The organism is Pseudoalteromonas luteoviolacea CPMOR-1 (assembly GCF_001625685.1).
GTDB classification, from domain to species: domain Bacteria; phylum Pseudomonadota; class Gammaproteobacteria; order Enterobacterales; family Alteromonadaceae; genus Pseudoalteromonas; species Pseudoalteromonas luteoviolacea_K.
Genome location: NZ_AUYC01000022.1, coordinates 127,650 through 150,445, shown reverse-complemented (window position 1 = coordinate 150,445; position 22,796 = coordinate 127,650). Strand labels below are relative to the sequence as shown.

General features: G+C 42.2%; 24 protein-coding genes. 7 read left to right on the top strand and 17 right to left on the bottom strand.

Translation table 11 applies throughout. From position 1 onward, the window contains the following. The first annotated feature begins 3 nt into the window (after positions 1–3). Positions 4–225, top strand: coding sequence for a hypothetical protein (locus N473_RS09580; RefSeq protein ID WP_063367718.1), 222 nt, complete (start codon positions 4–6; stop codon positions 223–225). Between the two features lie 98 nt (positions 226–323). Here the strand turns inward: N473_RS09580 and N473_RS09575 are convergent, their stop codons facing one another. Beyond that, positions 324–1,898, bottom strand: coding sequence for a serine hydrolase domain-containing protein (locus tag N473_RS09575; RefSeq protein WP_063367717.1), 1,575 nt, complete (start codon positions 1,896–1,898; stop codon positions 324–326). 253 nt (positions 1,899–2,151) lie between these two features. Between N473_RS09575 and N473_RS09570 the strand changes: the two genes are divergently transcribed. Continuing rightward, positions 2,152–2,739: a hypothetical protein gene (locus N473_RS09570; RefSeq protein ID WP_063367716.1), complete on the top strand. Its 588-nt coding sequence runs from the start codon at positions 2,152–2,154 to the stop codon at positions 2,737–2,739. 86 nt (positions 2,740–2,825) lie between these two features. Here N473_RS09570 and N473_RS09565 read toward each other — a convergent pair whose 3' ends face one another. From N473_RS09565 to N473_RS09555, 3 genes are all read right to left on the bottom strand, one after another. Further along, positions 2,826–3,419 (bottom strand): HAD-IB family hydrolase, encoded by a 594-nt coding sequence (locus N473_RS09565; RefSeq protein WP_063367715.1) that lies wholly within the window; start codon positions 3,417–3,419, stop codon positions 2,826–2,828. A gap of 164 nt (positions 3,420–3,583) precedes the next feature. Further along, positions 3,584–5,617 (bottom strand): EAL domain-containing protein, encoded by a 2,034-nt coding sequence (locus tag N473_RS09560; protein ID WP_063367714.1) that lies wholly within the window; start codon positions 5,615–5,617, stop codon positions 3,584–3,586. 147 nt (positions 5,618–5,764) lie between these two features. Further along, positions 5,765–6,661 (bottom strand): TIGR01777 family oxidoreductase, encoded by an 897-nt coding sequence (locus N473_RS09555; RefSeq protein WP_039607861.1) that lies wholly within the window; start codon positions 6,659–6,661, stop codon positions 5,765–5,767. Positions 6,662–6,809: 148 nt separating this feature from the next. Here N473_RS09555 and N473_RS09550 point away from each other — a divergent pair, with 148 nt between their 5' ends. After that, positions 6,810–7,841: an AI-2E family transporter gene (locus N473_RS09550; RefSeq protein WP_063367713.1), complete on the top strand. Its 1,032-nt coding sequence runs from the start codon at positions 6,810–6,812 to the stop codon at positions 7,839–7,841. On the opposite strand, the gene N473_RS09545 is transcribed toward N473_RS09550, so the two are convergent. The 5 genes from N473_RS09545 to N473_RS09525 form a co-directional block, all read right to left on the bottom strand. Continuing rightward, positions 7,831–8,244: a hypothetical protein gene (locus tag N473_RS09545; RefSeq protein WP_063367712.1), complete on the bottom strand. Its 414-nt coding sequence runs from the start codon at positions 8,242–8,244 to the stop codon at positions 7,831–7,833. The genes N473_RS09550 and N473_RS09545 overlap by 11 nt on opposite strands. Next, on the bottom strand, positions 8,228–9,571 hold the full coding sequence (locus N473_RS09540; protein ID WP_063367711.1) for an ATP-binding protein: 1,344 nt from the start codon (positions 9,569–9,571) through the stop codon (positions 8,228–8,230). The genes N473_RS09545 and N473_RS09540 overlap by 17 nt, the downstream gene beginning before the upstream one ends. Next, positions 9,565–10,239: a response regulator transcription factor gene (locus tag N473_RS09535; protein WP_039607865.1), complete on the bottom strand. Its 675-nt coding sequence runs from the start codon at positions 10,237–10,239 to the stop codon at positions 9,565–9,567. Before N473_RS09535 ends, N473_RS09540 begins: the two co-directional genes overlap by 7 nt. Before the next feature lie 2 nt (positions 10,240–10,241). Then, the gene (locus tag N473_RS09530) at positions 10,242–10,490 is read right to left on the bottom strand and encodes a PepSY domain-containing protein (RefSeq protein ID WP_063367710.1); all 249 of its coding nucleotides are present in this window, start codon (positions 10,488–10,490) and stop codon (positions 10,242–10,244) included. A 78-nt stretch (positions 10,491–10,568) separates the two neighbouring features. Next, positions 10,569–10,868 (bottom strand): YciI family protein, encoded by a 300-nt coding sequence (locus N473_RS09525; RefSeq protein ID WP_063367709.1) that lies wholly within the window; start codon positions 10,866–10,868, stop codon positions 10,569–10,571. 176 nt (positions 10,869–11,044) lie between these two features. Here N473_RS09525 and N473_RS09520 point away from each other — a divergent pair, with 176 nt between their 5' ends. Continuing rightward, positions 11,045–12,469 (top strand): sodium-dependent transporter, encoded by a 1,425-nt coding sequence (locus tag N473_RS09520; RefSeq protein ID WP_063367708.1) that lies wholly within the window; start codon positions 11,045–11,047, stop codon positions 12,467–12,469. Positions 12,470–12,501: 32 nt separating this feature from the next. Here the strand turns inward: N473_RS09520 and N473_RS09515 are convergent, their stop codons facing one another. Together N473_RS09515 and N473_RS09510 are read right to left on the bottom strand one after the other, a co-directional pair. Next, positions 12,502–13,146: a CPBP family intramembrane glutamic endopeptidase gene (locus tag N473_RS09515; protein WP_063367707.1), complete on the bottom strand. Its 645-nt coding sequence runs from the start codon at positions 13,144–13,146 to the stop codon at positions 12,502–12,504. A 136-nt stretch (positions 13,147–13,282) separates the two neighbouring features. Continuing rightward, the gene (locus N473_RS09510) at positions 13,283–13,894 is read right to left on the bottom strand and encodes an inner membrane-spanning protein YciB (RefSeq protein ID WP_063367706.1); all 612 of its coding nucleotides are present in this window, start codon (positions 13,892–13,894) and stop codon (positions 13,283–13,285) included. A gap of 122 nt (positions 13,895–14,016) precedes the next feature. Here N473_RS09510 and N473_RS09505 point away from each other — a divergent pair, with 122 nt between their 5' ends. Next, entirely contained in the window at positions 14,017–14,292 is a 276-nt protein-coding gene (locus N473_RS09505) for an HU family DNA-binding protein (RefSeq protein ID WP_039607871.1), read from the top strand. Positions 14,293–14,298: 6 nt separating this feature from the next. Here the strand turns inward: N473_RS09505 and trpA are convergent, their stop codons facing one another. The 6 genes from trpA to N473_RS09475 are packed head-to-tail and all read right to left on the bottom strand — an operon-like array spanning position 14,299 to position 20,818. Further along, the gene (gene trpA, locus N473_RS09500) at positions 14,299–15,105 is read right to left on the bottom strand and encodes a tryptophan synthase subunit alpha (RefSeq protein WP_063367705.1); all 807 of its coding nucleotides are present in this window, start codon (positions 15,103–15,105) and stop codon (positions 14,299–14,301) included. Further along, complete coding sequence (gene trpB / locus N473_RS09495) at positions 15,102–16,283, bottom strand: tryptophan synthase subunit beta (protein ID WP_063367704.1); 1,182 nt, start codon at positions 16,281–16,283, stop codon at positions 15,102–15,104. The genes trpA and trpB overlap by 4 nt, the downstream gene beginning before the upstream one ends. 10 nt (positions 16,284–16,293) lie before the next feature. Continuing rightward, on the bottom strand, positions 16,294–17,658 hold the full coding sequence (trpCF, locus tag N473_RS09490; RefSeq protein ID WP_063367703.1) for a bifunctional indole-3-glycerol-phosphate synthase TrpC/phosphoribosylanthranilate isomerase TrpF: 1,365 nt from the start codon (positions 17,656–17,658) through the stop codon (positions 16,294–16,296). Beyond that, positions 17,651–18,655: an anthranilate phosphoribosyltransferase gene (gene trpD, locus N473_RS09485; RefSeq protein ID WP_063367702.1), complete on the bottom strand. Its 1,005-nt coding sequence runs from the start codon at positions 18,653–18,655 to the stop codon at positions 17,651–17,653. Before trpD ends, trpCF begins: the two co-directional genes overlap by 8 nt. A gap of 8 nt (positions 18,656–18,663) precedes the next feature. Then, entirely contained in the window at positions 18,664–19,248 is a 585-nt protein-coding gene (locus N473_RS09480; RefSeq protein ID WP_063367701.1) for an aminodeoxychorismate/anthranilate synthase component II, read from the bottom strand. Further along, positions 19,238–20,818 carry an anthranilate synthase component 1 gene (locus tag N473_RS09475; RefSeq protein ID WP_063367700.1) on the bottom strand — a complete coding sequence of 527 codons (1,581 nt, stop codon included), beginning with the start codon at positions 20,816–20,818 and terminating at the stop codon, positions 19,238–19,240. The genes N473_RS09480 and N473_RS09475 overlap by 11 nt, the downstream gene beginning before the upstream one ends. 506 nt (positions 20,819–21,324) lie before the next feature. Between N473_RS09475 and rnm the strand changes: the two genes are divergently transcribed. Then, a complete protein-coding gene (gene rnm, locus N473_RS09470; RefSeq protein ID WP_063367699.1) occupies positions 21,325–22,173 on the top strand; it encodes an RNase RNM in 849 nt (282 codons plus the stop codon). Between the two features lies 1 nt (position 22,174). After that, a complete protein-coding gene (locus tag N473_RS09465) occupies positions 22,175–22,795 on the top strand; it encodes an L-threonylcarbamoyladenylate synthase (RefSeq protein ID WP_063367698.1) in 621 nt (206 codons plus the stop codon). Position 22,796: the final 1 nt, after the last annotated feature.

Below are 22,796 nucleotides of genomic sequence, written 5' to 3'. Positions count from 1 at the left end.
ATTATGAATGATCACAGCAGTTTTTATTTTCAAAGTTATGAGCAGTGGCGCCATGCTATCACTGTACGATGCAAAATTAATTTGACCGCTGAATATGCAAGGACTCGTATTAGTGCTTTGAGCGATCCAACAGACCTTCACACGCAAGAATTTGCGGCTAAGTATGGAGATGCATACTTAAAGCAGGTCATCGCTTGGTTTACACGTGCTGAGCAAAGTGCATAGCTGCTATTTTAGCAGTGTGCGAGCGCGGGGATGAGTGAGAACTGAAATATAAGGATGATTTTAGGTGATCGAGCAGGTTGTGTTCGACCACCCTCATCTTAAAAGTTTTTATTATAACCCACCTCTTCAAGTGACACTAAAACAGCTTCAACAAACATCCAATGTGCCTCAGTGCCAAACTGACTATCCCAAGCGATAATTCTGATGTTATAGGGCTGAAAATCGAAGGCCAAGGCGCCCCAAGAGCCTGCGTGACCAATCATTTTAATTTGCGTGTCATAGCTATCGAGCTCGCCAATAGCGGATTGTAACCCTAAGCCATAAAACTCAGACCCTTGTTCATTCGTCGGTATTTTCCAAGACAGCCACTGTGCTTGTAACTGAGGGTCTTGAATAAGAGTGCCATCATGTATCGCGCGATAGAATTTAGTTAAATCTTCCAACGTTGAGACAACGCCGCCACCAGCCCAAGCGAAGGAGGTATTCATATGAATTCCAGGTATATTGTGATTACCGTAAAAGTATTCGGGATAGTCTCCTTCATGGCTTTCTTTGCTAAAAATATAGTAGTGGTCGACAGGTGCGAGGCCTTTATTGTCTTCATGAAAGTCCATAAAAGTATCGTCCATTGCCAACGGGGCAAAAACCAGCTGCTCCATTAATCTGTGTAAGGGAGCTTTGCCTATTTTTTCTAATACAATACCTAGCAACACAGCGTTACTGTCAGAATATACGTGATGTTCTCCTAGAGTGGATTGCAGATCACGAGTTAGCTTCCGATCGAGCATGTCTTTTAGTATGTCTTTTGGGTTCCACATCTGCGCATTTTGCTGCGTGCCTTTTAGTGCACTGTCAAACGCTAAATAGTCCGGTGACATAGGATCATTAAGGTAAGATATATAATCTTTAATGCCCGTACTTTGATCGAGTAATTGGCGAATGGTAATTTCTCCACCTCGTTTCACACCATTGTGCTCGTGTAGATCGGCCACTTGGTAGCCTGTTGGCATATCTGAGTCCGACAGTAACTCTGACAGTTGAGTATCCAAGTCAAATTTGCCCATTTCTATCATTTTCAGTGTGACAGCAGCCGTTACTGTTTTTGTAATACTCGCAACTCTAAATGGATGTGAGGGAGTCATTTTTAGTTGATCTTTCACATTGGCAAAACCGGTGGCGCCTTGCCATGTATAGTCTAAGTCATTAAAAGTCACAGATAGTGCCATATTGGCAATCAGTGGCTGGTGCATTTTATATAGGCTGTCCATTAATTTGGTGAGTGCAGGTTCGGCGAATTCGTGTACAGGTTTAACCTCGATATTGATGGTTGCTTGAGATTGACTGCCTTGTTTATCGACAGCTGTTAGACGAAATTGATATTGTCCTGGTAGCTTCGGCGCTAAAAAACGAGTAGAGGCTTTATTGGGGTTTTCAATGACGGCTTGTGCCTGCCCACCAACTTGTTGCCAATGTAGCATCTCGAGGTTGTTTTCATTGTCGCTCACTGTAGCAGACAAAGTGCCCTGACTATTTTGAATGACAGAGAATTGTGGTGTGCTTACTTGAATATTGGGCGCGGTGTTTTCATTATTTGAGCCACATGCGGCCAAATTGTTTAAGGTGAATGTGATAAGCGCTAAGCGCACATATTTATTCGTATATGGTTGAATCATTGAGTCTAACCTCAAGTTTATTAATGTTGTATTTATAAAATATATGAGCATAGCGTTCAGCGTCTGTATCAAACTGTCGCTGGCTGTATGAGGGTGTATGTTTAGTTTTTTTGTTTTGTCAGGGGAAGCAGAACGCGAATCATGCGGGTTGTTTTTTGTACGTATATCTGAGAGCTGTTATTAAGTGTAATAGTTATTCTTTCGCGAGAGGCTAGTCTTTAATTTACTGAACATTATGAAATTAGGGAAAGTCATGTATATAAAATCTTTTTTATTTTTAGTGATTGGGTTTTGGTTTTGTGAGTTAGGTGCATATGAGCTAAAGCACAGTCAAGAAGCGGAGGTATCTAGCATAGTTGATACACAAGCATTTAAGTTTTATACCATGTTAGGTAAAGGTAATAATTGGCATATCGCTCACTATGCGAATAGACGTTTGGCTGTGCACATACTTAGTGCTTTAAATGCCCGAGAAGACCGCAGTTTGTATGGATTTCAGGCCAAAGACATAGAGGGAATGCCACTTTCCTCAACGCAAAGCTATACTGTGTTTATGAATGGCAATGGTAACGGTTGGTACGAATGTGCTAGAGGCTTTGTTGTCACAGGCATGTATTTTTATGATCAGGGCGATAGAAGTGTTGAACGTTTTGAGTGTACTAAGGTATTGGGTAAAACCACTTATCCATTGTTTGACTTCCAAAATGCAGACATAAATGGTCCTGTTGTTTGCGGAAAAGTGCATGGTAAAGACACCTATACGACAGGTTTCTACTACCAAGATAGCGGAGATGACCGTATTCGGTTTATGCTGTGTGGCTATTTTTTTGATGAAAATTAAATAGGGTTGAGTGTATCGCATTAAAACAACCCTATATTGTTTGTGGTGGTTTTTTCTACTTGAACTGGACTGTGCCTGTAAATGATTTATTTGATTTGCTTACCCTGATAAAAGCGGGTGTCGGCAATACCTAACATGGCATTGTCCTCTTTGGTATCACCATACGCATAGATATGTTCATAATCTGACAAGTTGATTTGCTTTTTGAGTAGGTCAACTTTTCTCGCTTCACTACAATCTCCATGAGTGTAGTTACCGGTATACTTTCCATCGACACATTCAAGCTCACTGCATATCAAGTGAATGCTATGTTGTTTACACCACAACGACAAATAAGGATTAAGCGATGCAGAGACGACAAACACGTCATGCCCCTCAGATTGGTGCCATTGTATTTTTTCAAGCATATTCTGTCTTATTAACGGTGGCAAAATCTGCTCGACATAACAGTATGCTTTGTCCATCACATCACTTTCAGCGCGACGCCAAAATGCAACTTTAGATAGAATTGGACGGGTTCTACTCGCAGGTAACATACCCAGTTTATATAAAAGGATGATTGGTAGCACAATAAAGTAACCCAAATACAGCCGAGTCTTGGGTGAAGCAAAGAATAAAAACTGGGTATAACAGTCTTGTGTTGTGATGGTGCCGTCAAAATCGAATAAAGCGAGTACCATATTTTTCCTAAAAATGGCCAAAGCTGTGAAATTGAATGTGTGTCAGCATAGCGCAATTCGTGTCTACAATCACTGTTCAAGGCTTGATTTATACTTGTCAGGCCCTTGAAGGGCTATAAACTGTCGTCATCAGTACTGCGCGTTGGTGCGGCCTAAGTACATCCTTAACTGTTATGGGAAGAGAAATTCATTAGATAAGATCTAATTTCTTGCTTGGGTAAAGCTTTTTGGTAATACCATCCCTGTACGGTTTCAATCTGCAGACCGCGAACAAACTCTAATTGACGTTGAGATTCGACCCCTTCGGCGACTAAATGTTTATCCATTTTATGAAGTAACTCAACTACATAGGTATAAAAGTCCGCACCTGATTCCTCTTTTGCATTGTCTAATAATGATTTGTCTAACTTAACAATATCGATAGGTAGATCTGCTAGCATCGATAAGCTGGAGTACCCGGTGCCAAAATCGTCAATGACAGTTTCTATTTTTGAGGAACGTAGTTTAAGGATATTTTTGATGACTTTGTTCTTATCGCTTAAGTAACCGGACTCGACAACTTCTATTTTGAGCTGATTTGGAAACTGATGAAACGTTTCGCATAGGTAGTTAATGAGCACATGATTGGTCATCACTTTAGGGTTTACATTGATACTAATGATTGGGAAAAATCCTTGTTTTCTAAAATATGCAAGGTCGCGTTGGGCTTGCTCTATAACCCATTTGTCAATGATATCTGTTTGGTCATGCTTTATTAATGTGTCAAGAAAGTAAGGGCCAACTAAATTGCCATTTGGTTTTTGCAGCCTTAAGAGTGCTTCAAACCCATTGACGGTTGCTGAGATCTGACAAATTTGTGGTTGGTAGTATAACTTGAGCTTGCCTTCACTTATATCATTAAGCACTTGATTAAGCTCTTTACTGGCATAGTCAATATCTCGCTGGTGGGCGATAAAAACAGATTCCCCCGTACTTCTTAACTGCTCAGAAATTTTTAATTTATCGGTCAGTTTGTTAATCGCCTTTTCAAAGTTAACTTGGCGGTTGTGCCAGTAGAGGAAAGGGTAATAGATGACTGCACTGATGAGAATTAAAGCGCCTTGCAAAATGGCACCAGATAGGCCGCCTGATACTTTATAGCCGCTGATCAGCGCAGGAGTCATCCAGCTGAGCTCAATATTTGAGACTTCAACCCAGCCATGACTTAATACAAAGTAGGCCAATATAAAATTAATGCTCGGAACTAAGATAAATGGGACGAGCATGATTGGGTTTAAGAATATAGGTAGGGCGAAAACAATGATCTCGCAAAAGTTAAATACGGTAAAAGGAATAGAAAGCTTGGCGATGTTGCGTTCATGGCCGCTACGCTGAAGACATAACGCTGCTAAAATTAGACCTGCGAAACAGCCTGTCCCACTGATAAGCACAAAGGTGTCGTAAAATGTTTTTGCTGTGATCCCTGGTATGATTGGCTGAGATAAAAACTGAGGGCTAAGTAACATATCAAATGTATTGTCGCCATGGATTCCCAGAAACCATAAACCATGTGTAATGATCATCCTTTGATAGGTTAACCAAGCAACAGAGGTGTTGGTGGTATCTGGGGTGATCCACAAGGCAATGATGTCACCGATGGCAAAGAGGAGTGGCATAAACAGGTAGAAACTGAAGAAGACCAAAGAGAAGGGGAGAATTGTGCGGAGCTTTTCACTCAAGAAGTGACTGACGCGATATAAATAGCTATCAAAGCTTGGCTGAAGCCGCATACATAGGACTAACAACAAACTGCTGATACTGGGGATAATAATGGCAAACGGCGTTGCGCCTGTGGGATTGAGTTCAAAGCTAGTTTGCACGAAAATGATATACTGTCCATGCAGTGAAAAGCTGAGTAAGGCAAGCATAGCGCCAATGATCCCGCTCTGCCCATAATTTTTGCAGATAAAGAAGCCGATTGAAGTGGCAACGATGAGCGGAAATAGACTTAAAATTAGTGCTGCACCATTAAATAATACCGCATATAATCCATTATCTTTATTAATTAAATTGAAGAACAGTGCGCTGTTAATGATAAGCAGTGCAAGCGCGCTACTGACAAAATAAGGTAAAAGAGCAATAAATGCTTCGCGCAGCGAAAGTAAGTACTTGCTGTGTAATATGGTTTGAATGGATTTATTGAATCGAGAGTAAGGCAATCATACGGCTCTTTATAGATGGTATGTTTAAGTATAATCATACTCTAGAAATCTGCATGTTCATGTGAGTGAATGTAAATGATTACTTTATAAAAGGGGACAAAAAGGGCGCTCAGATTGCTAGCCCTTTTTGTGGGTACTTATGAGTTAGTGCATTATTTGTTTCAATGCTTCTTCTAATGATTGATAGCGGAATCTGTAGTTAGCATCGAGCGCTTTTTTTGGGATTACTTTTTGGCCATAAATTAGAATATCTGACATTTCTCCAAATGCCCATTTTAAGAAGCTTTCAGGTAGCCAGAAAAAAGCAGGGCGGTTTAGGACCGTGGCAAGACAGTCTGAGAATTCTTTATTTGAAACAGGCTGAGGCGCGGTCGCATTGAATGCCCCATGAAGTTCAGTATGGCGAATAAGGAACAAAATAAGCTGGATCATGTCATCGATATGTATCCAAGACATCATTTGCTTTCCTGAACCCATCGGTCCACCCATGCCCCAAGAAAATGCAGGCAACATTTTTTTGAGTGCTCCGCCCCGACGAGACAACACGACACCGGTACGCAGGAGGCAGACTCTTGTTTGCTCACTTTGACTCTTTAATGCTGCTTGTTCCCAGTCACGACACAACTGGTGGCTAAATTCGTCATAGGGTTTGTCGAATGTTTCATCGACTGCGATATCGGCGTTTTGTCTGCCATAAAATCCAATGGCGCTGCCGGAGATGAATGTATGGGGTGGCGTCTCAGCTGCATTGACATAGTCTGTGATTTGTTGCGTAATGCCCACTCGACTCTCGATGATCGCTTGTTTTTGTTTGTCGCTCCATCTTTTGTCAGCTATGGGTTCTCCTGCAAGGTTAATGATGATGTCAATGTCATTAAAGTCCACTTCCGATAGACAAGTGACAAAGCGTGAGTTTTGTCCTATCAGCTGTCTTGCCTTTAACTCATTCCTAGTCAACACGACCAAGTTGTATTTGTTGATTAAAAACTTACAAAGTTCCTGCCCAATTAGTCCGGTTCCACCCGTGATCAATATATTCATTCCACGCTCAATTATGATTTGGTTTATGTATGTTTTTTAATTAGCCCTAGTGCTTTGAATTTAAATTCAATTACAATAGTAGCAGATACATATAAAAGTTAAGTGTTAACTTTACCTTCAACGTTGCGACCTCGCATAAGGATCAACAGTGTCATCATTGACCGGCATAAACAAGAGCTTAGTTGTATTGGCATCATTATTCATTGTATTGGCAGGTGTAAAACTTGCAAATGACATTTTAGTGCCGTTTATTTTAGCTGCATTTATTGCGATTATTTGCAATCCCTTACTTAAGTTTTTCGCCAGTTATCGTATTCCAAAAGGGGCTGCAATTGTCATTATTATCGCGTTAGTAGGGCTATTAGGGATGAGTTTAGCGGGCTTGGTAGGGCAGTCTTTAAATGACTTTTCCCAGCAGTTACCAAGTTATAGAGAAGCGCTTCAAGGCAAATTTATTTGGCTGGTTGATACCGCAGCAAATTATAATATATTGATTGATAAGCAGCAGCTCATAGCTTTATTTGATCCAGGGAAAATGATTGATGTCGCTACCAATATGCTTGCGGGCTTTGGTGGTGTAATGGCAAATATCTTCTTAATTTTACTCACGGTTGTTTTTATGTTGTTTGAAGCACCTATGCTCAGTAAAAAAGTACATATTGCGCTAGATGATCCACAGATGAAAATGCAACAGATTGACCGCTTTTTAAATTCAATCAATAGTTATTTGGCGATTAAAACAGTGGTCTCTTTAGCCACCGGTGTTTTAGCAAGTTTTTTATTATGGCTGCTTGATGTTGATTATTTTGTACTGTGGGGCGTATTGGCTTTTTTACTCAATTATATCCCAAATATCGGCTCTATTATCGCGGCTGTGCCACCCGTTTTGTTAGCTTTAGTCACACATGGCCCTGTTGTCAGTGGTTTGGTCGCAGCGGGTTATTTATCTATCAACACCATCATGGGGAATATTATTGAGCCAAAGTATATGGGTAAAGGTGTTGGATTGTCGACCTTAGTGGTTTTTGTATCATTAATATTTTGGGGTTGGTTACTGGGTACTGTAGGTATGTTGTTATCGGTACCATTGACGATGGTGGTCAAAATCGGCTTAGAAAATAGTGAAGATGGCCGCTGGTTGGCGACCATGTTAGGTAGCTATGAAGAGCCTAAAAGTTAGTTTGTAATTCTTTGATATGCAGCTGTAAAAAGGAAATTTTACAGCGCTTGAACACTTTGGCTGCTCGCGTCGAATTTGGCAATTCTTTTAAATACCTCCACTTACAGGCATCATCCATATATCGACTTTGATTGAGAATGCCGCGTTGTATTATGGGCATTAACTGTGTATTACCTGTATTTTTCTCAAGTTCTTCGGTGTCCATGATTAATTTCGTGATCCAGGTCTGACGATTTCGTTCAAGCAGCTCAATGTTGCTGTCTAAGCACATCAAATATTTTTTGGCTTTTTGAGGATGATCTGACTCCAGATGGCTGCAGTCTTTGAGTGTCTCAGTGCGAGCCTGCGCCTCAAAACTGAATGTAATAGCAAGAAACAGAAAAAATTTAATGGTTTTGGTCATCGCTAAACTCTATTGTAAATTGGGCACCGCCAAGCTCACTATAGTCAATAATGATTTTGCCATGATAGGAAGCAACCAGATCAGAAACAATTGCCATCCCCACACCGTGTCCCGCTTCATAGGTGTCCAGCCTAGAGCCACGTTGTAAAAGTTCCTCTCGTTTGTTTTCAGGAATACCTGGGCCATCATCACTTATTATGAATATAATCCCTTTTTCGGTGTCCGTTTTAACAGTGATATCAACTTTATGCACACATGCTTTACATGCATTATCGATGATATTACCTAAAATTTCCATTAAATCAGTTTTATCACCAAGAAATGCAGCACTCTGATCACAGTCAGCTGTGAAGTCTATTCCCTTATCCAGGTAGACTTTTCCCATGGCATTGAGGATAGAGTCTAAAACAGGTTTTACTGTGGTTTGCTTTTTCCAGGTATCCGAACCACCTGTCGCTGCCCGTTTAAGCTGGTGTTCAATCATTGCATTAATACGATCTAATTGCTCTTGTGCTTCTGAATCTGCTGCAAGTGGGCTAGATTTAAGCACCGCCAATGGTGTTTTCAAAGCATGAGCTAAGTCACTTAAAGAGGCACGATAGCGCTCTTTTTGTCGCCTTTGTGAATCTAGCAATAAGTTAAGGTCGGCTTTTATCGTGGTCAGCTCTACAGGATATAAACCCGAAATTTTATCTCTCTCACCTGCTTCGACCTCTGTTATCTCTTTGTCTAAGCGCTGCAGAGGGCGTGCATTCCATACAAATCCGATGGCCATCAATGCGGCAATAACAACGCCCATTATCAGCATCCAGTTGACCAAGGTATTTCTAAATTCTGACATCAGTGCTAGCAGCGCTGAGTTTTTCTTTAATAAGATGAATTTTGCCTGCTGAGATTGCTCTGCATTACCTAAAATAACGGTTAAGCTCAGCTGTCGATAGTCCTCGCCGTTATAACGGACTTTTTTGAATTCAGATGCACCAGCTTGTGTCTGAGATACATCCGGTGTGACGGTGAGATTGACTGCAGATTCGGAATACCAAACGAGGGTGTTTTCTTGGTACACTAGAGCGTAGGTATCTGAATTTAGGCGGTTTAGTTCTGGGGCGAGGATTGTCCTTGGCATTGATATACCATCAGATAAAAACTCAACCTCTGAGATTAATGAATAAAGATGCGCTTCAAGGGTTTTTTCAGTGGCATCAACTAAGGTGGCATAATAAGCGCGACCGATAGAGAAAAACAAAGCGGGTAGCGCAACGATTAAAACAAAGACAAGGATGAAACCTTGCCTTATTTTTAGAGAGATCTGTGCGCTACTTACCACTGAGTTTTGAACCTATAACCTCTACCGCGTAAGGTTTCCACTGGGTTTAATGAACCATCAGGATCGAGCTTTTTACGTAATCGCAAAACAAATACTTCAATGACATTGGAGTCTAAATCAAAGTCTTGATCATAGATATGCTCTGTTAGCTCAGATTTAGAAATCACTTTATGAGGGTTGACCATTAAGTATTCGAGTACTTTATATTCATAGGCGGTCAGTGACAGCTCTCTTTCATTCACGAACACTTGCTGAGAGCGGGTATGTAACGTGATAGGGCCAATACTAATCTCAGGGTTAGCTTGTCCTGCACTTCTTCTGATAAGCGCATTACAACGTGCGATTAACTCTTCAACATGGAAAGGTTTAGTAAGATAGTCATCGGCACCTGCATCCAAGCCTTCTACTTTTTCTTGCCAGCGATCACGGGCTGTGAGTATCAAAATTGGGATCTTGATATCTTGCGCACGGGCACGTTTAATTAACTCTACACCATCAAGCTTAGGGAGACCTAAGTCGACAACCGCTAAATCAAGCGGGTACTCTGTCAAATGAAAAAGGCCGTTTTCACCATCATGACACAGGTCAACGCTGTACTTTTCTTTTTCTAGCACATTTCTTAGGTTTTCAGCCAGTTGCACGTCATCTTCAATTACTAAAATTCGCATTGTCAGTCCTTCTTCACTTCACCCGTTATTTTGTGGACTTTTACATCAACTATCCTGCCGTCGCTTTGTAAAATACGCACAATAAAGTAATCACCTTCAAGGGAGATTTTGAGTGTTTTCCCTGGTTGTTTGGTGGTTGCTAATTGTACGGCTTCTTTTTTACTTATGGTGTTTTGCCCAGTCGCATGTGCCTGATTTATAGTCAGGATAGAAACAAGCGCTAAAATAGCAAAACATAAAGGCAACTGCATTCTAAGCTCCACGTTTGGGTTGCTTAACATCTTGTAAAGCAGGTTAAGCTCACTTGTCTTAACCCGTGCTGAACTTTGTTAAGGTAGTACTCTTTTATATGGTTTGACTACGCTACTTGCGTATACGCCAGCTTCGATATAAGGGTCGGCAGCAACCCATGTTTCGGCGTCTTGTAAAGAAGCAAACTCAGCAATGACCAAAGAACCGGTAAATCCAGCATCTCCTGGGTTTTCATCATCAATCGCTGGCAGAGGGCCTGCTGCAAACAGCCTACCTTCTTCTTTTAACGCGTTTAGGCGCGCTAAATGAGCTGGTCTTGCTTTCATACGTTTTTCTAGAGAGTTTTCCACATCCGTTGAGTAAATCATGTAAAGCATAATAATCAGAAATAATGCGTAATTAATTTTGTGTTTCGTATCATAGACTGGATTGTCCCTAAATGTAAATGAAATGACGTTATCTGAGGAGAATCCCTATTTATACTTGAAATCCTCAGGGCATGGCTGTTACAGTCCTTCGACTATCATGAAAAAATAATAATAAGGTTGTTTTAATGAGTGCAAATCGCGAGCAATTTAGCTCTCGACTGGGTTTCATTTTGGCAGCGGCAGGGTCCGCTGTGGGGATCGGAAATCTAGTTGGATTCCCAGTTTCTGCTGCAAAAAATGGCGGCGGTGCATTTTTAATCGTATATGCGCTGTTTGTTATATTTATTTGTCTACCCGTTATGATTGCTGAAATGGCCCTTGGCCGCAAAGCACAAAAAGATCCGTATGGTGCCTATCACTCTTTGACTGGAGGTGATAAAAAGTGGTCGTTTGCGGGGGCATTAGCCGTATTAACCCCGTTTATGATTGCGGTCTTTTACATGGTCATCACTGTTTGGATTTTTGGTTATTTGGTACAAACAGTCATGGGAAACTTGGATCAGCTGGCAAACCCGAATAACTTTGGCGTATTCATTAACGAGTATAGTGTTTTCGGCTACATGGCTGGCGTCGCTATCTTAGTGAATCTTATTTTAGTCGGTGGCGTAAAAGAAGGGATTGAAAAAGCTGCAAAGCTGATGATGCCTGCTTTATTTGTCCTGTTAATCGGCTTAGTGGCTTATGTACTGACGCTCGATAATGCCATGGCGGGTGTGCGTTATTACATTGTCCCTGACTTTTCGAAAATGGATGCCAGTGTTCTCAATGGCGCACTGTCACAAGCGTTTTTCTCATTGTCTCTTGGCATGGGTATTTTGATCACCTACGCATCTTACATCTCAAAGAAAGAAGACATTGTAGGCAGCTCTAAAATGGTGGCAGTTACAGATTCTTTGGTGGCATTCATCGCAGGTCTGATGGTACTTCCTGCTATTTTCAGTTTTAACCCTGACGTTAAACTTGACGAATTATCAGACTCGTCGGTATCTATGATTTTTGTTTATTTACCGCAGTTATTCTTAACTATGCAGGCAGATATTGGGTATACCGGCGCATCGATTGTTGCAGGTATCTTCTTCTTATTAGTGTTTTTTGCTGCGATTACCTCATTGGTGTCGATTGTTGAAGTCCCGACAGCGAGCTTAATGGAAGCTAAAGGTTACAGTCGTAAGAAGTCATTGACAGTGTTGGCTGTATCGACAGGTGTGTTAACCGTGATGTGTACAATGTCATTTGGTATGGTCGAGTGGTTAACGCAGTTTACTTATTACGGTGGTGCAGATAAGAGCTTCTTTGATATTGTTTCCGATGTATTCTACGACACGATTTTACCATTTAATGGCTTACTACTTTGTTTGTTCGTGACATACCGCTGGAGAAAAGCAAACCTTTCAGATGAACTGTCACAGGGCTGTGAAAGCTACAAAGGCAGCTTTATGGAGAAGTATGTCAATTTCTCACTGTCGACTTTTATTCCAGTCATCTTACTTGTCATATTTGTAAACACAGTGGCCACTAAGTACTTCGCCGTCAGTTTATTTGGTTTTTAACATTTAAAAACGTGGGGCTTTTGCTCCACGTTTTATGTAAACGTGACGCCAGCATCTAAATATTTTCCCGCTCCAATTGTAAATATCCAAAGCCCCCATAAACTATGCTCTAAAACACATACAGCTAATGACCGACTGTGTGCATAGGTATATGAAAACAGCAGTCCGCCTAAAAACGACAGAATGATGGCCATCCAGTTATCATAAACGCAGTGAGCCAATGCAAATACACTGGCACTGAGAATGACTCTCACAGTTTTACTGGGTAATATGTGCTTGTAGCGATGAAAAAAGTAACTTCTAAAAATGAGCTCTTGCGGCAAAACAGATAAAATAGGATAGGCGATTAATAGGACTAACCAATCTAATGTTGAATTGATGGGTAACGAAAACCAGCTTTCTTGGCTGATTAATCCATACAGCATGCCAGAGAAGAGTGCTCCGATAAAAAACATTGAAAACAGTCGTTTTTTAATGGCTGAGAATTGCCCGAGGCTAGTGAGCCTGAACCGTTTAAAGTGCGGATCGGTGAGCAGCAGGTAAGTACATACCACCATTAAGGTTATCAGCGCAGGGAAGAGCCAGTTGGCAAGCTCTGCGCGAAAGAAATAAGCGATACAAGGGAGAAAAATAAAAACAGAGAATAATTCAAACCATCGATATTGATGTGCGTTCAAAGGACCACCTTAATGAAAATCTGCCTTGCTTAAAATATAGCAAGGGGTGTCATTTTGGCTGGATCTTTTACTGAGTTATTTTCACTTTCATATGGCGAGTTATTGTATAGACATAGGTTGAATTACCGCATTTTCCTTATTCATCTTCTGGAAGGTATTTAGATACCTTGGCGATGGTTAACATGACGGCGATAAAGGTGATTGCCATTAAGCCAAAGACCTTAAAGTTGACCCAAAAGTCGAGCGAAAAAGTATAAGCTACGATTAAGTTTAATATTGCAATGATGAAAAAGAGCGCTGACCAAGCGACGTTAAGCTGTACAAAGAGAGAGTCAGGGATCGGGAGATCTTCTGCTTTTTGCTGGTTGGAATGTTTTTTGTCGTTTAGATCAGTTTGATGCATTTGCTTCATTGCGCTGTTCAGTATACCAAGCAAGGCTTTTCTTGTGAGGTTTTTACCCAAAACATGGTGTGACACCAGCAGTGTGATACCAAGCGCAGCGTATATGATAGTGGCTTTCCACATAATGAACTGTTCGTCTTGGAATAGTATGGTTAGTCCGCCGAGTAATAAAGCGATGGTAAAGAAGATCCAATGCCTTTGTGAGATTGCGCCATCTTTAAAATATTGCCATGCCATTTGTATTAAAGATGCGACAATTAAAACACCCGTAGCCCAAAATATATCCATAAATTTATAGACAAGAAAAAATAGGATTAGGGGTAAATACTCAACAATAAATGCCATTTAAAACCTCGCGCTACCATACCTATATTGCGTTGTATCAAGTTATGTCCATAAGTTCAAGATTGACTTTTAGCTGCTAAACTTCTAGCCTCCGCACACCTTAAAAATAATTTGAGAACTCAATGAATAAGAGTGAATTAGTTTCAGCGATGTCTGAGCGCAACGAACTGACTAAAAAGGATTCAAAAGCCGCGTTAGACAGCATTTTAAACGCCATTACAAAACGATTGTCAGAAGGCGATCCTGTTGCTTTATCTGGTTTTGGCTCGTTGACGCTAAGTTATCATCCAGCAAAGCCGGGAAGAAACCCAAAAACTGGGGAAGAAATTATCATAGAAGGTCAAAATAAAGTGTTATTTAAACCAGCTAAGGCATTTAAAGATGCCTTAGCTGATTAAGTAAGCTTACTTCGCTGTTGCAGCCTTCATGGTTGCAACAAACTCACGTAAACGCTCGCACATTAGTGCCGGCTCATTCAAATTATCTTCAATAATTTTCACGACTGCTGAACCAGAGATTGCACCCGCCGCTCCAGACTTAATGGCTGCTTGTACATGCTCCGGTGCAGAGATCCCAAAGCCTAATAGTGTAGGCGCTGCATTATATTCATGCAGTTTATTGATCATGGTATCTGCTGGCATTTCTGCTTTAGTTTCTGTACCAGTTACACCTGAACGTGATAGCAGGTACGTGTATCCGCGGCCATAGCTTGCACATTGACGAAGCGTATCATCGCTGGCGTTTGGTGTTGCGATGAAGATTGGTTCAATTTCAGCTTGCTGAGCAGCTTGTCTGAACATTTTTGATTCATGCAGAGGCACGTCAGCCACTAAGATAGAATCAACCCCAGCATCTTTTGCCTGCTGATAAAAGTTTTCCAGACCTTGTGCAAAGATTAAATTGGAATACAGCAGTAGACCAATTGGAATGTCTGCATTGTACTCTCTGATCTCACGAATGATATCAAAACAATCTTGTGTGTTAATTTTACTTTCAAGTGCACGGATATTCGCTGCTTGAATGACTGGGCCATCAGCAATTGGATCTGAGAATGGGATCCCAAGCTCTAGTGCATCAGCACCGCCGTCGATCAAGCTTTTCACGATATCAATACTGATCTCTTTTGTCGGATCGCCTAAAGTAACAAATGGCACAAATGCACCTTCTCTGGCGTCGTTTAGGCGTGTAAATAAGTTGCTGTAACGGCTCATAGTGCACCTCGCTCGTTCAATACGTTGTGTACATGGGCAAGATCTTTGTCACCACGGCCACTTAGGTTTACGACAATCACGGTTTCTTCAGTTTGTTGCTCCGCGTACTTTAATGCATACGCAATCGCATGGCTTGACTCAAGGGCAGGAATAATCCCTTCATGTTTTGCCAGTGCTTGGAAGGCGTCAAGTGCTTCGGTATCTGTGATCCCAACGTATTGAGCACGACCTGTTTTATGCAGGTAGGCGTGCTGAGGACCAACAGCAGGGTAATCAAGACCAGCAGACACTGAGTAGGACTCTTCAATTTGTCCATCACTGTCTTGCATTATGTAGGTATAGGCACCGTGTAAAATACCTGTACTACCTTTACACAGGGCTGCACCGTGTTCGTCTGTATCTAAGCCTTTACCTGCAGGCTCGATGCCTATAAGCTTAACGTCTTTTTCATCAATAAAATCTGCAAACATACCGATTGCATTGGAGCCACCGCCAACACACGCCATGACGACATCAGGTAAGCGACCTTCGGCTTCAATGACTTGTTGCTTTGCTTCCTCGCCGATCATACGTTGGAAATCACGCACGATTGTTGGGAATGGGTGAGGGCCTGCTGCCGTGCCTAATAGATAGTGTGCTGTTTTGTAGTTTGCAGACCAATCACGCATAGCTTCATTCACCGCGTCTTTTAACGTCCCCGAGCCTGCTGTGACAGGGATAACTTCAGCACCCATTAAGCGCATTCTGAATACGTTAGGTTGTTGACGCTCTACGTCTTTTGCACCCATGTAGACTCGACATTTTAAGCCAAGTAGTGCACACGCCAGAGCGGTTGCTACACCATGTTGTCCCGCACCAGTCTCAGCGATGACTTCTTTTTTACCCATACGCTTAGTAAGCAGTGCTTGGCCTAATACTTGGTTCGTTTTATGTGCACCGCCATGAAGTAGGTCTTCACGTTTTAAGTACAGTTTAACTTTCGGGTTTTTGACTAAATTACGAGACAGCGTCAATGGCGTTGGACGGCCCGCGTATTCGTTTAATAGTGCATAGAACTCAGATTTAAAGCTTTCATCCTGCTGTGCTTTTTCAAACTCCTGTTCAAGCTGTTTTAGTGCTGGTACGAGTAACTCTGGGACATACATGCCGCCAAAATCACCAAAATATCCTGTATTCATTCTATCCACCTCAGTATTTTCGAATATTGTTAAAAGCATCGCGTAATTTTTCAGGACACTTTTTACCGGGGCTCGTCTCCACCCCTGAATTAAGATCAAAGCCTGCTGCACCTAAATAGGAAGCGTCTTTAACATTGTCTGCATTAAGACCGCCTGCAAGCATAAATGGTTTTTTTGCACTTTTAAGTAGTTGCCAGTTGAAAACTTTTCCAGTTCCGCCAAAAGCTGATGCGGTTTTTGTGTCATATAGGTGCTTGTCTACTTCATCAAAAGGCACTGGAAATTCGTCAACAATGCCCTGAGCTTTCCAAATCTGGCAATTGACTGGCAATTGCTTGCGCAGTGCACTGATGAATTCTTGCGTTTCATGACCATGTAGTTGCACCACGCTCAGCCTAAGGCTTTGCGCATATTCAACAACTTGCTCAAGTGGCGCATCAACAAACACGCCAACATATTTGAGTGGGGCACTATCCACTACGGCACGGGCGCAGTCATAGTCGACAAAGCGTGGAGATTTTGGATAAAAAATCAAACCACCGTACACTGCGCCAGCTTGATATGCCGCAAGGGCATCATCAACTCGGGTTAAACCACAGACTTTATTTTCACCCAATATCAGTTTGCGACAGGCACCTTCCAGGTCGGTTTCAGCCATTAAAGAGCTACCGACTAAGAAGCCGTTGCAGTGTGTTGTGAGTCGCTTAACATCATTATGTGTGTAAATACCTGATTCAGAGATAACGGTCTTGTCACTCGGGATAAGCTTTCTCAGCTGCTCAGTCGTTGCCAAGTCAGTACTTAGATCTCTCAAATTGCGGTTATTGATACCGATAAGCTGTGCATCCAGATTCAGTGCTCTGTGCACTTCTTCTTCGTTGCTCACTTCTGTGAGTACAGCCATGTTCAGAGAGTGGGCAAGTGCGGCCAGTTTTTCATACGTTTCATCATCTAATACAGACAGCATCAATAAGATTGCATCGCCGCCTTTTAGGCGAGCGAGATATACTTGGTATTCGTCGATGAAGAAGTCTTTGCAGATAAGTGGCTGTTCAACTTTACTGCGGACATAACTTAAGTAATCGAAGCTACCTTGGAAGTATTTTTCATCGGTCAACACACTGATACAGGTTGCATATTTGGCATAAACTGAAGTAATTTCATCTAAATCAAAATTATCTCTGATCAAACCTTTTGAAGGAGATGCTTTTTTACACTCTAAAATGAACTGAATGCCTGGTTTTGCCATTTCGCCATAAAAGTCACGTTCACTTGGTTTAACCAATGATTGAAACTCACTTAATGGCAGTGTCTTTTTACGCTCAACGAGCTCAACTTTTTTGTCTTCTACGATCTTTTCTAAGACGTTAGCCATGACTGACCTCCGCAATTGTTTGCAGTGTTTGAACACATTGACCTGATGCTAATACGTCTAGGACTTGCTTTGTGCCTTCTTTAAGGTTGTCTGCCTTGCCTGACATTACCAGTAATGCGCTGACATTGGCGGCAATCGCTGCATTGTGTGCAGCCTTTCCGTTGCCTGCTAAAATATCGCGTGTCGCTTGTGCGTTATATTCAGGGGTATCGCCGGCAATCTCTTCAAGTGAGTAGTTATCTAATCCGAAATCTGCCGGTGTTAGCGTGTATTCAGTAATTTCACCGTCTATAAGCTCAGTGACTTGTGTCGTTCCGTGCAATGCGATTTCATCACATCCTGCACCATGTACTACCATCGCCCGCTCTGTGCCGAGCATTTTAAGCGTTTCAGCCATTGGACGGCATAGGGCAGGATCATACACGCCAAGTAATTGAAGCTGTGGTTTTGCAGGATTTGCGAGCGGGCCTAAAATGTTAAACAAAGTTCGTGTTTTGAGCTTGGTACGTACTGGCATCGCATGTTTAACCCCACTGTGATAAAGCGGTGCAAATAAGAATGCAAAATTGGTTTTCTCTAGGCAGTTTGCCCCTTGCTCTGGTGTCATTTCTAGGTTGATACCCAGTGTACGTAGTAAATCAGCTGATCCTGATTTACTTGAAACACTGCGATTACCGTGTTTGACCATAGGGATACCGCAAGCAGCAGCAACAATGGCCGCGGTTGTGCTGACATTGATGGTATTGGTACCGTCGCCACCGGTACCACAGCTATCTGCGCAATATAGACCGCGATTATCAAAAGCGACGGCATGGTCACGCATTGCTTTAGCTGCGCCAGCTATTTCTGCTGCTGTCTCACCTTTTATTTTTAGTGCGATGAGGGCGGCGGTTAATTCAACTTCGGATAGCGCACCTTGCATAACTTGCCCAAATAGCTCTGTTGCTTGTTCAAAGCTAAGTGATTGCTGATCAATCAGCTGATTTAAACTGTCCATGTTGCCTCCTAACAGGTCAAGTAATCGATGCTTTGCTTTAACAGCTTCGCACCATCTGGCGTTAAAATTGATTCAGGATGGAATTGGTAACCAATTACTTTGTCAGTTGAGTGGTATACCGCCATCGGAATATCTTGGTATCGAGCAATAATCTTTAGTGACTCAGGTACACTTGTCGCCATCAAGGAGTGATATCTCGCGACAGGAAATTTCCTACCCAGACCTGCAAAGACAGGGTGTTCTTCAACGTCAATTTGTGATGATTTCCCATGCACCGTTTCACCCGCATGGCCAATAGTACCGCCATAACTTTGTGTGAGTGCTTGCTGGCCTAGACAAATGCCTAGCATTGGGAACTTACCTTTGCATAACTCAATCAGTTCAAGTAAACAGCCCGCTTCACTCGGTTTTCCTGGACCGGGTGATAGTACCAATACAACAGGGACGGTTTCATTACACATTTTGTCGTAGATGGTTCGTGCGTCGATATGATTACGATATACAATTAATTCGCTACCAAGCTGGGATAGTTCATCAACAAGGTTATAACTGAATGAGTCGAAATTATCTAAAAAGTATACTTTAGGCGTCATGACCCACTCCTTGATAACTTGACTGAATCGCTTTGATCACTGCGCGCGCTTTGGCTTTAGTTTCATCGGCTTCGGCTTGTGGGTCTGAGTCATAAACAACCCCTGCACCAGCTTGCACATGGGCGGTGTTATTTTTTACAAATGCTGATCGAATGACGATACACGTATCCATCGCACCATCACCGGTTAAATAGCCAACGGCGCCACCATAACTACCGCGACGTTGTTTCTCTGTATCGCGAACCAGTTGTGCTGCTTTTACTTTGGGCGCGCCTACTAGGGTTCCCATGTTCATGCAAGCTTGATAGGCGTGCAGTGCATCAAGGTCGGGTTTTAATTGGCCAACAACACGAGACACCAAGTGCATGACCTGTGAATAGCGGTCTACTTTCAGTAACTCTTTTGCATGACGGGTACCTGGCACACTAATTCGAGCGACGTCATTTCGCGCTAAATCAACCAGCATTAAGTGCTCTGCACGCTCTTTTTTGTCGTCACGCAGTTCTAGTTCAATACGGCTATCCAAGTCAGGGTTGATGGAGCCGTCTGCAAACTTTCCACGAGGGCGAGTGCCTGCAATTGGATATACTTCAACTTGATTACTGTCTTGGCAGTATTTTAAGGCCGACTCAGGAGAGGCTCCGAATAGCACAAATTTTTCGTCCCGCATATAAAACATGTACGGGCTTGGATTTTGCTTCTTTAAATGCTTATAAGCCGCGAGTGGTTTGGCACAAGGCAGTGAGAAGGTACGAGAAGGAACCACTTGAAAAATATCACCATCGACAATATTTTTCTTCAATTGGATCACCTGATCTTTGAATAACTCATCACTGATATCAACATTGACCTCATTTGAAGTGTTTTCAGGTGCTTCTTTATAGGTCTCGTATTCATCACATTGGCGATTGAGTTCTTCTAGTTGCTTGCCTACTTCAAAACAGTTTGCATGAACATCAGGCCCGTTAAACACGTTGCCTATTAGCTCAGTGGTTTTGGCTTGATGGTCAATCATGACTAACGTTTCTGCCAGGTAAAATACATAATCTGGGCAGTCATTCTTGCCATCTGGCACCGCTGGCAAGGTTTCGAAGTTGGCCACCATATCATAAGCAAATACTCCGCCTAAGAAGACAGAGAATGGCGTATCTGAGTTACGTTTAATCGAGTTGATACAAGTACGTAATGCGCTAAATGCGTTGTCTGCTTTTAGTTTACTGTACTCATCTAATGTTAAATCTTGAGCATTATATGTCAGAGTAAGTACTGCATACTCTTTTACAACAGTGCAGTTGCTTACTTGATCTGCCAAATAATTTAGCAATTGCTCACCATTATTTGATAGTGCACGTACTTTCACTTCAAGTCCGTTGCACTCAATACGAAGCGCTGCGTCTGCCAAGATAATACTCTTTACATTGTCTTTAGAGTCTATTTCTGCAGACTCCAGCAACAGTGTATTGGGCTTGTTGAGGGCGGCATATAATGACAAAGGGCTTTCGATATAATCGCGCCGCTGCCTTATGCTCGTCACCTCACCCGGTGTTGTAGTTATATGACTAAAAATCAAACCTCATTCCTCTTTAGTACAAAAAACCCCCCGAAGTATTTTTACTTGCGGGGGGTGTGTATTTAGTTACAACAATGCCTTCCCGCTATTTCAGGCACCACCACCAAGATTTTGTAGATGAATTGTTGCAAAAATTGTTAATCACTAAAAAAATTCCATAAAAAAACCCGCGTACTCAGCGCGGGTTTAAAAGTTGTTAGACACAACGAATCACACCCGCAGTTACGAGCGCCACCACCAAACGATTTTTGTTTTTTGTGTTAGATTCATTTGTAAAGTTTTCGTTATGTCAATTTAAGTGCCTACAGTAAACCCTACTCGGGTGCAAACTGTCAAGCACTAAAATCAAAAAATAAACAATCGTCTGTTATCTACCAAAATAATACGATTTTTGGCCGAGTAAAGTAGTCTGTACAGTTACTTGCTTTTGGGTCTAACTAAATAAAAGCGTACTCGGCTTTATTGGCATGGTATACTGCGCTCGATTGGTTTTTAAGGGGAAAATTTTGATTAAATATGACTTACACAGTCATAGCACTTTTTCTGATGGGCGTTTAGCAGTACCTGAGCTTATTGAGCGGGCAACAGAAAAAGGCGTTGATGTACTGGCGTTGACTGACCATGATACTGTGGCAGGCGTACCTGTTGCACGTGACTATATTGCAGAGAAAAATCTAGACTTAAAGCTCATTTCAGGCGTCGAGATCTCTACTAAGTGGGAGAGCTTCGAAATCCACATTGTTGGCCTGAATATAAATATTAATGATCCATCCCTTTTGGCACTATTGACTACACAGCAGCAAAAACGTCGTGAACGAGCCAAAGAAATTGGAGCTCGGCTTGAAAAGCGCGGCTACGAAGGTATTTATGCGCAAGCCTTAGAGTTGGCACAAGGTGCAGAGATAACCCGTGCTCATTTTGCTAAGGCGCTGGTGGAGCGCGGTGTGGCAAAAAACATTCAGGGTGTATTTAAAAAGTTTTTAGCGCGCAATAAGACCGGCTATGTGCCCAGTGTTTGGTGCTCTATGCAAGAAGCCATAGAAGCCATACAAGGGGCGGGCGGCGTTGCGGTGTTGGCTCACCCCGGGCGTTATCAGATGTCCAATAAATGGCTGCGAAAATTACTGGATGAATTCACCGATGCTGGTGGTAAAGCGATGGAGGTGGCTCAGCCGCAACAAGCGCCAAGTGAAAGACAGTTTCTCGGTCAGCTATCGCAAGAATATAATTTATTAGCCAGCCAAGGCTCTGATTTTCATTACCCTATGAGCTGGTTAGATTTAGGAAGAAATCTATACTTACCAAAAGATTGCCAAGGTGTATGGCAGTTTTGGGGAGCCACAGAGGAATGTTAGCATGAGTCAATTTTTTCATATTCACCCAGATAATCCGCAAGCCAGATTGATCCGTCAAGCGGCTGAAATCATCCAAAAAGGCGGGGTGGTTGTGTATCCAACTGACTCGGGGTATGCGATCGGGTGTAGTTTAGGAAACAAGCAGGCAAAAGAACGCATTGAGCGCATAAGAGGGATCGAAAAGCATCACAACTTCACACTAATGTGTCGCGATCTATCCGAATTATCGACTTATGCGCGTGTTGATAATCAAATGTTTCGTTTGATAAAAAATAATACGCCGGGACCGTATACCTTCATTTTAAAGGGCACCAAAGAAGTCCCTAAAAGATTGATAAACGACAAGAAAAAAACCATAGGTATTCGCGTCACTGAGCATCCAATCACTTGCGCGATATTGGAAGAACTCAATGAACCGTTGATGTCTTGCTCGCTTATTTTACCTGGCGAGCACTTCACTGAGTCTGATCCTGACGATATCCGCATGCAACTTGAAAAGCACGTTGATTTAATTGTGCATGGCGGCTACTTAATCGAGCAAGCAACGACAGTGATTGATATGTCTGAGGACAATATCGAGGTTTTACGCCATGGCTGCGGCGATGCTGCACCATTTGAATAGT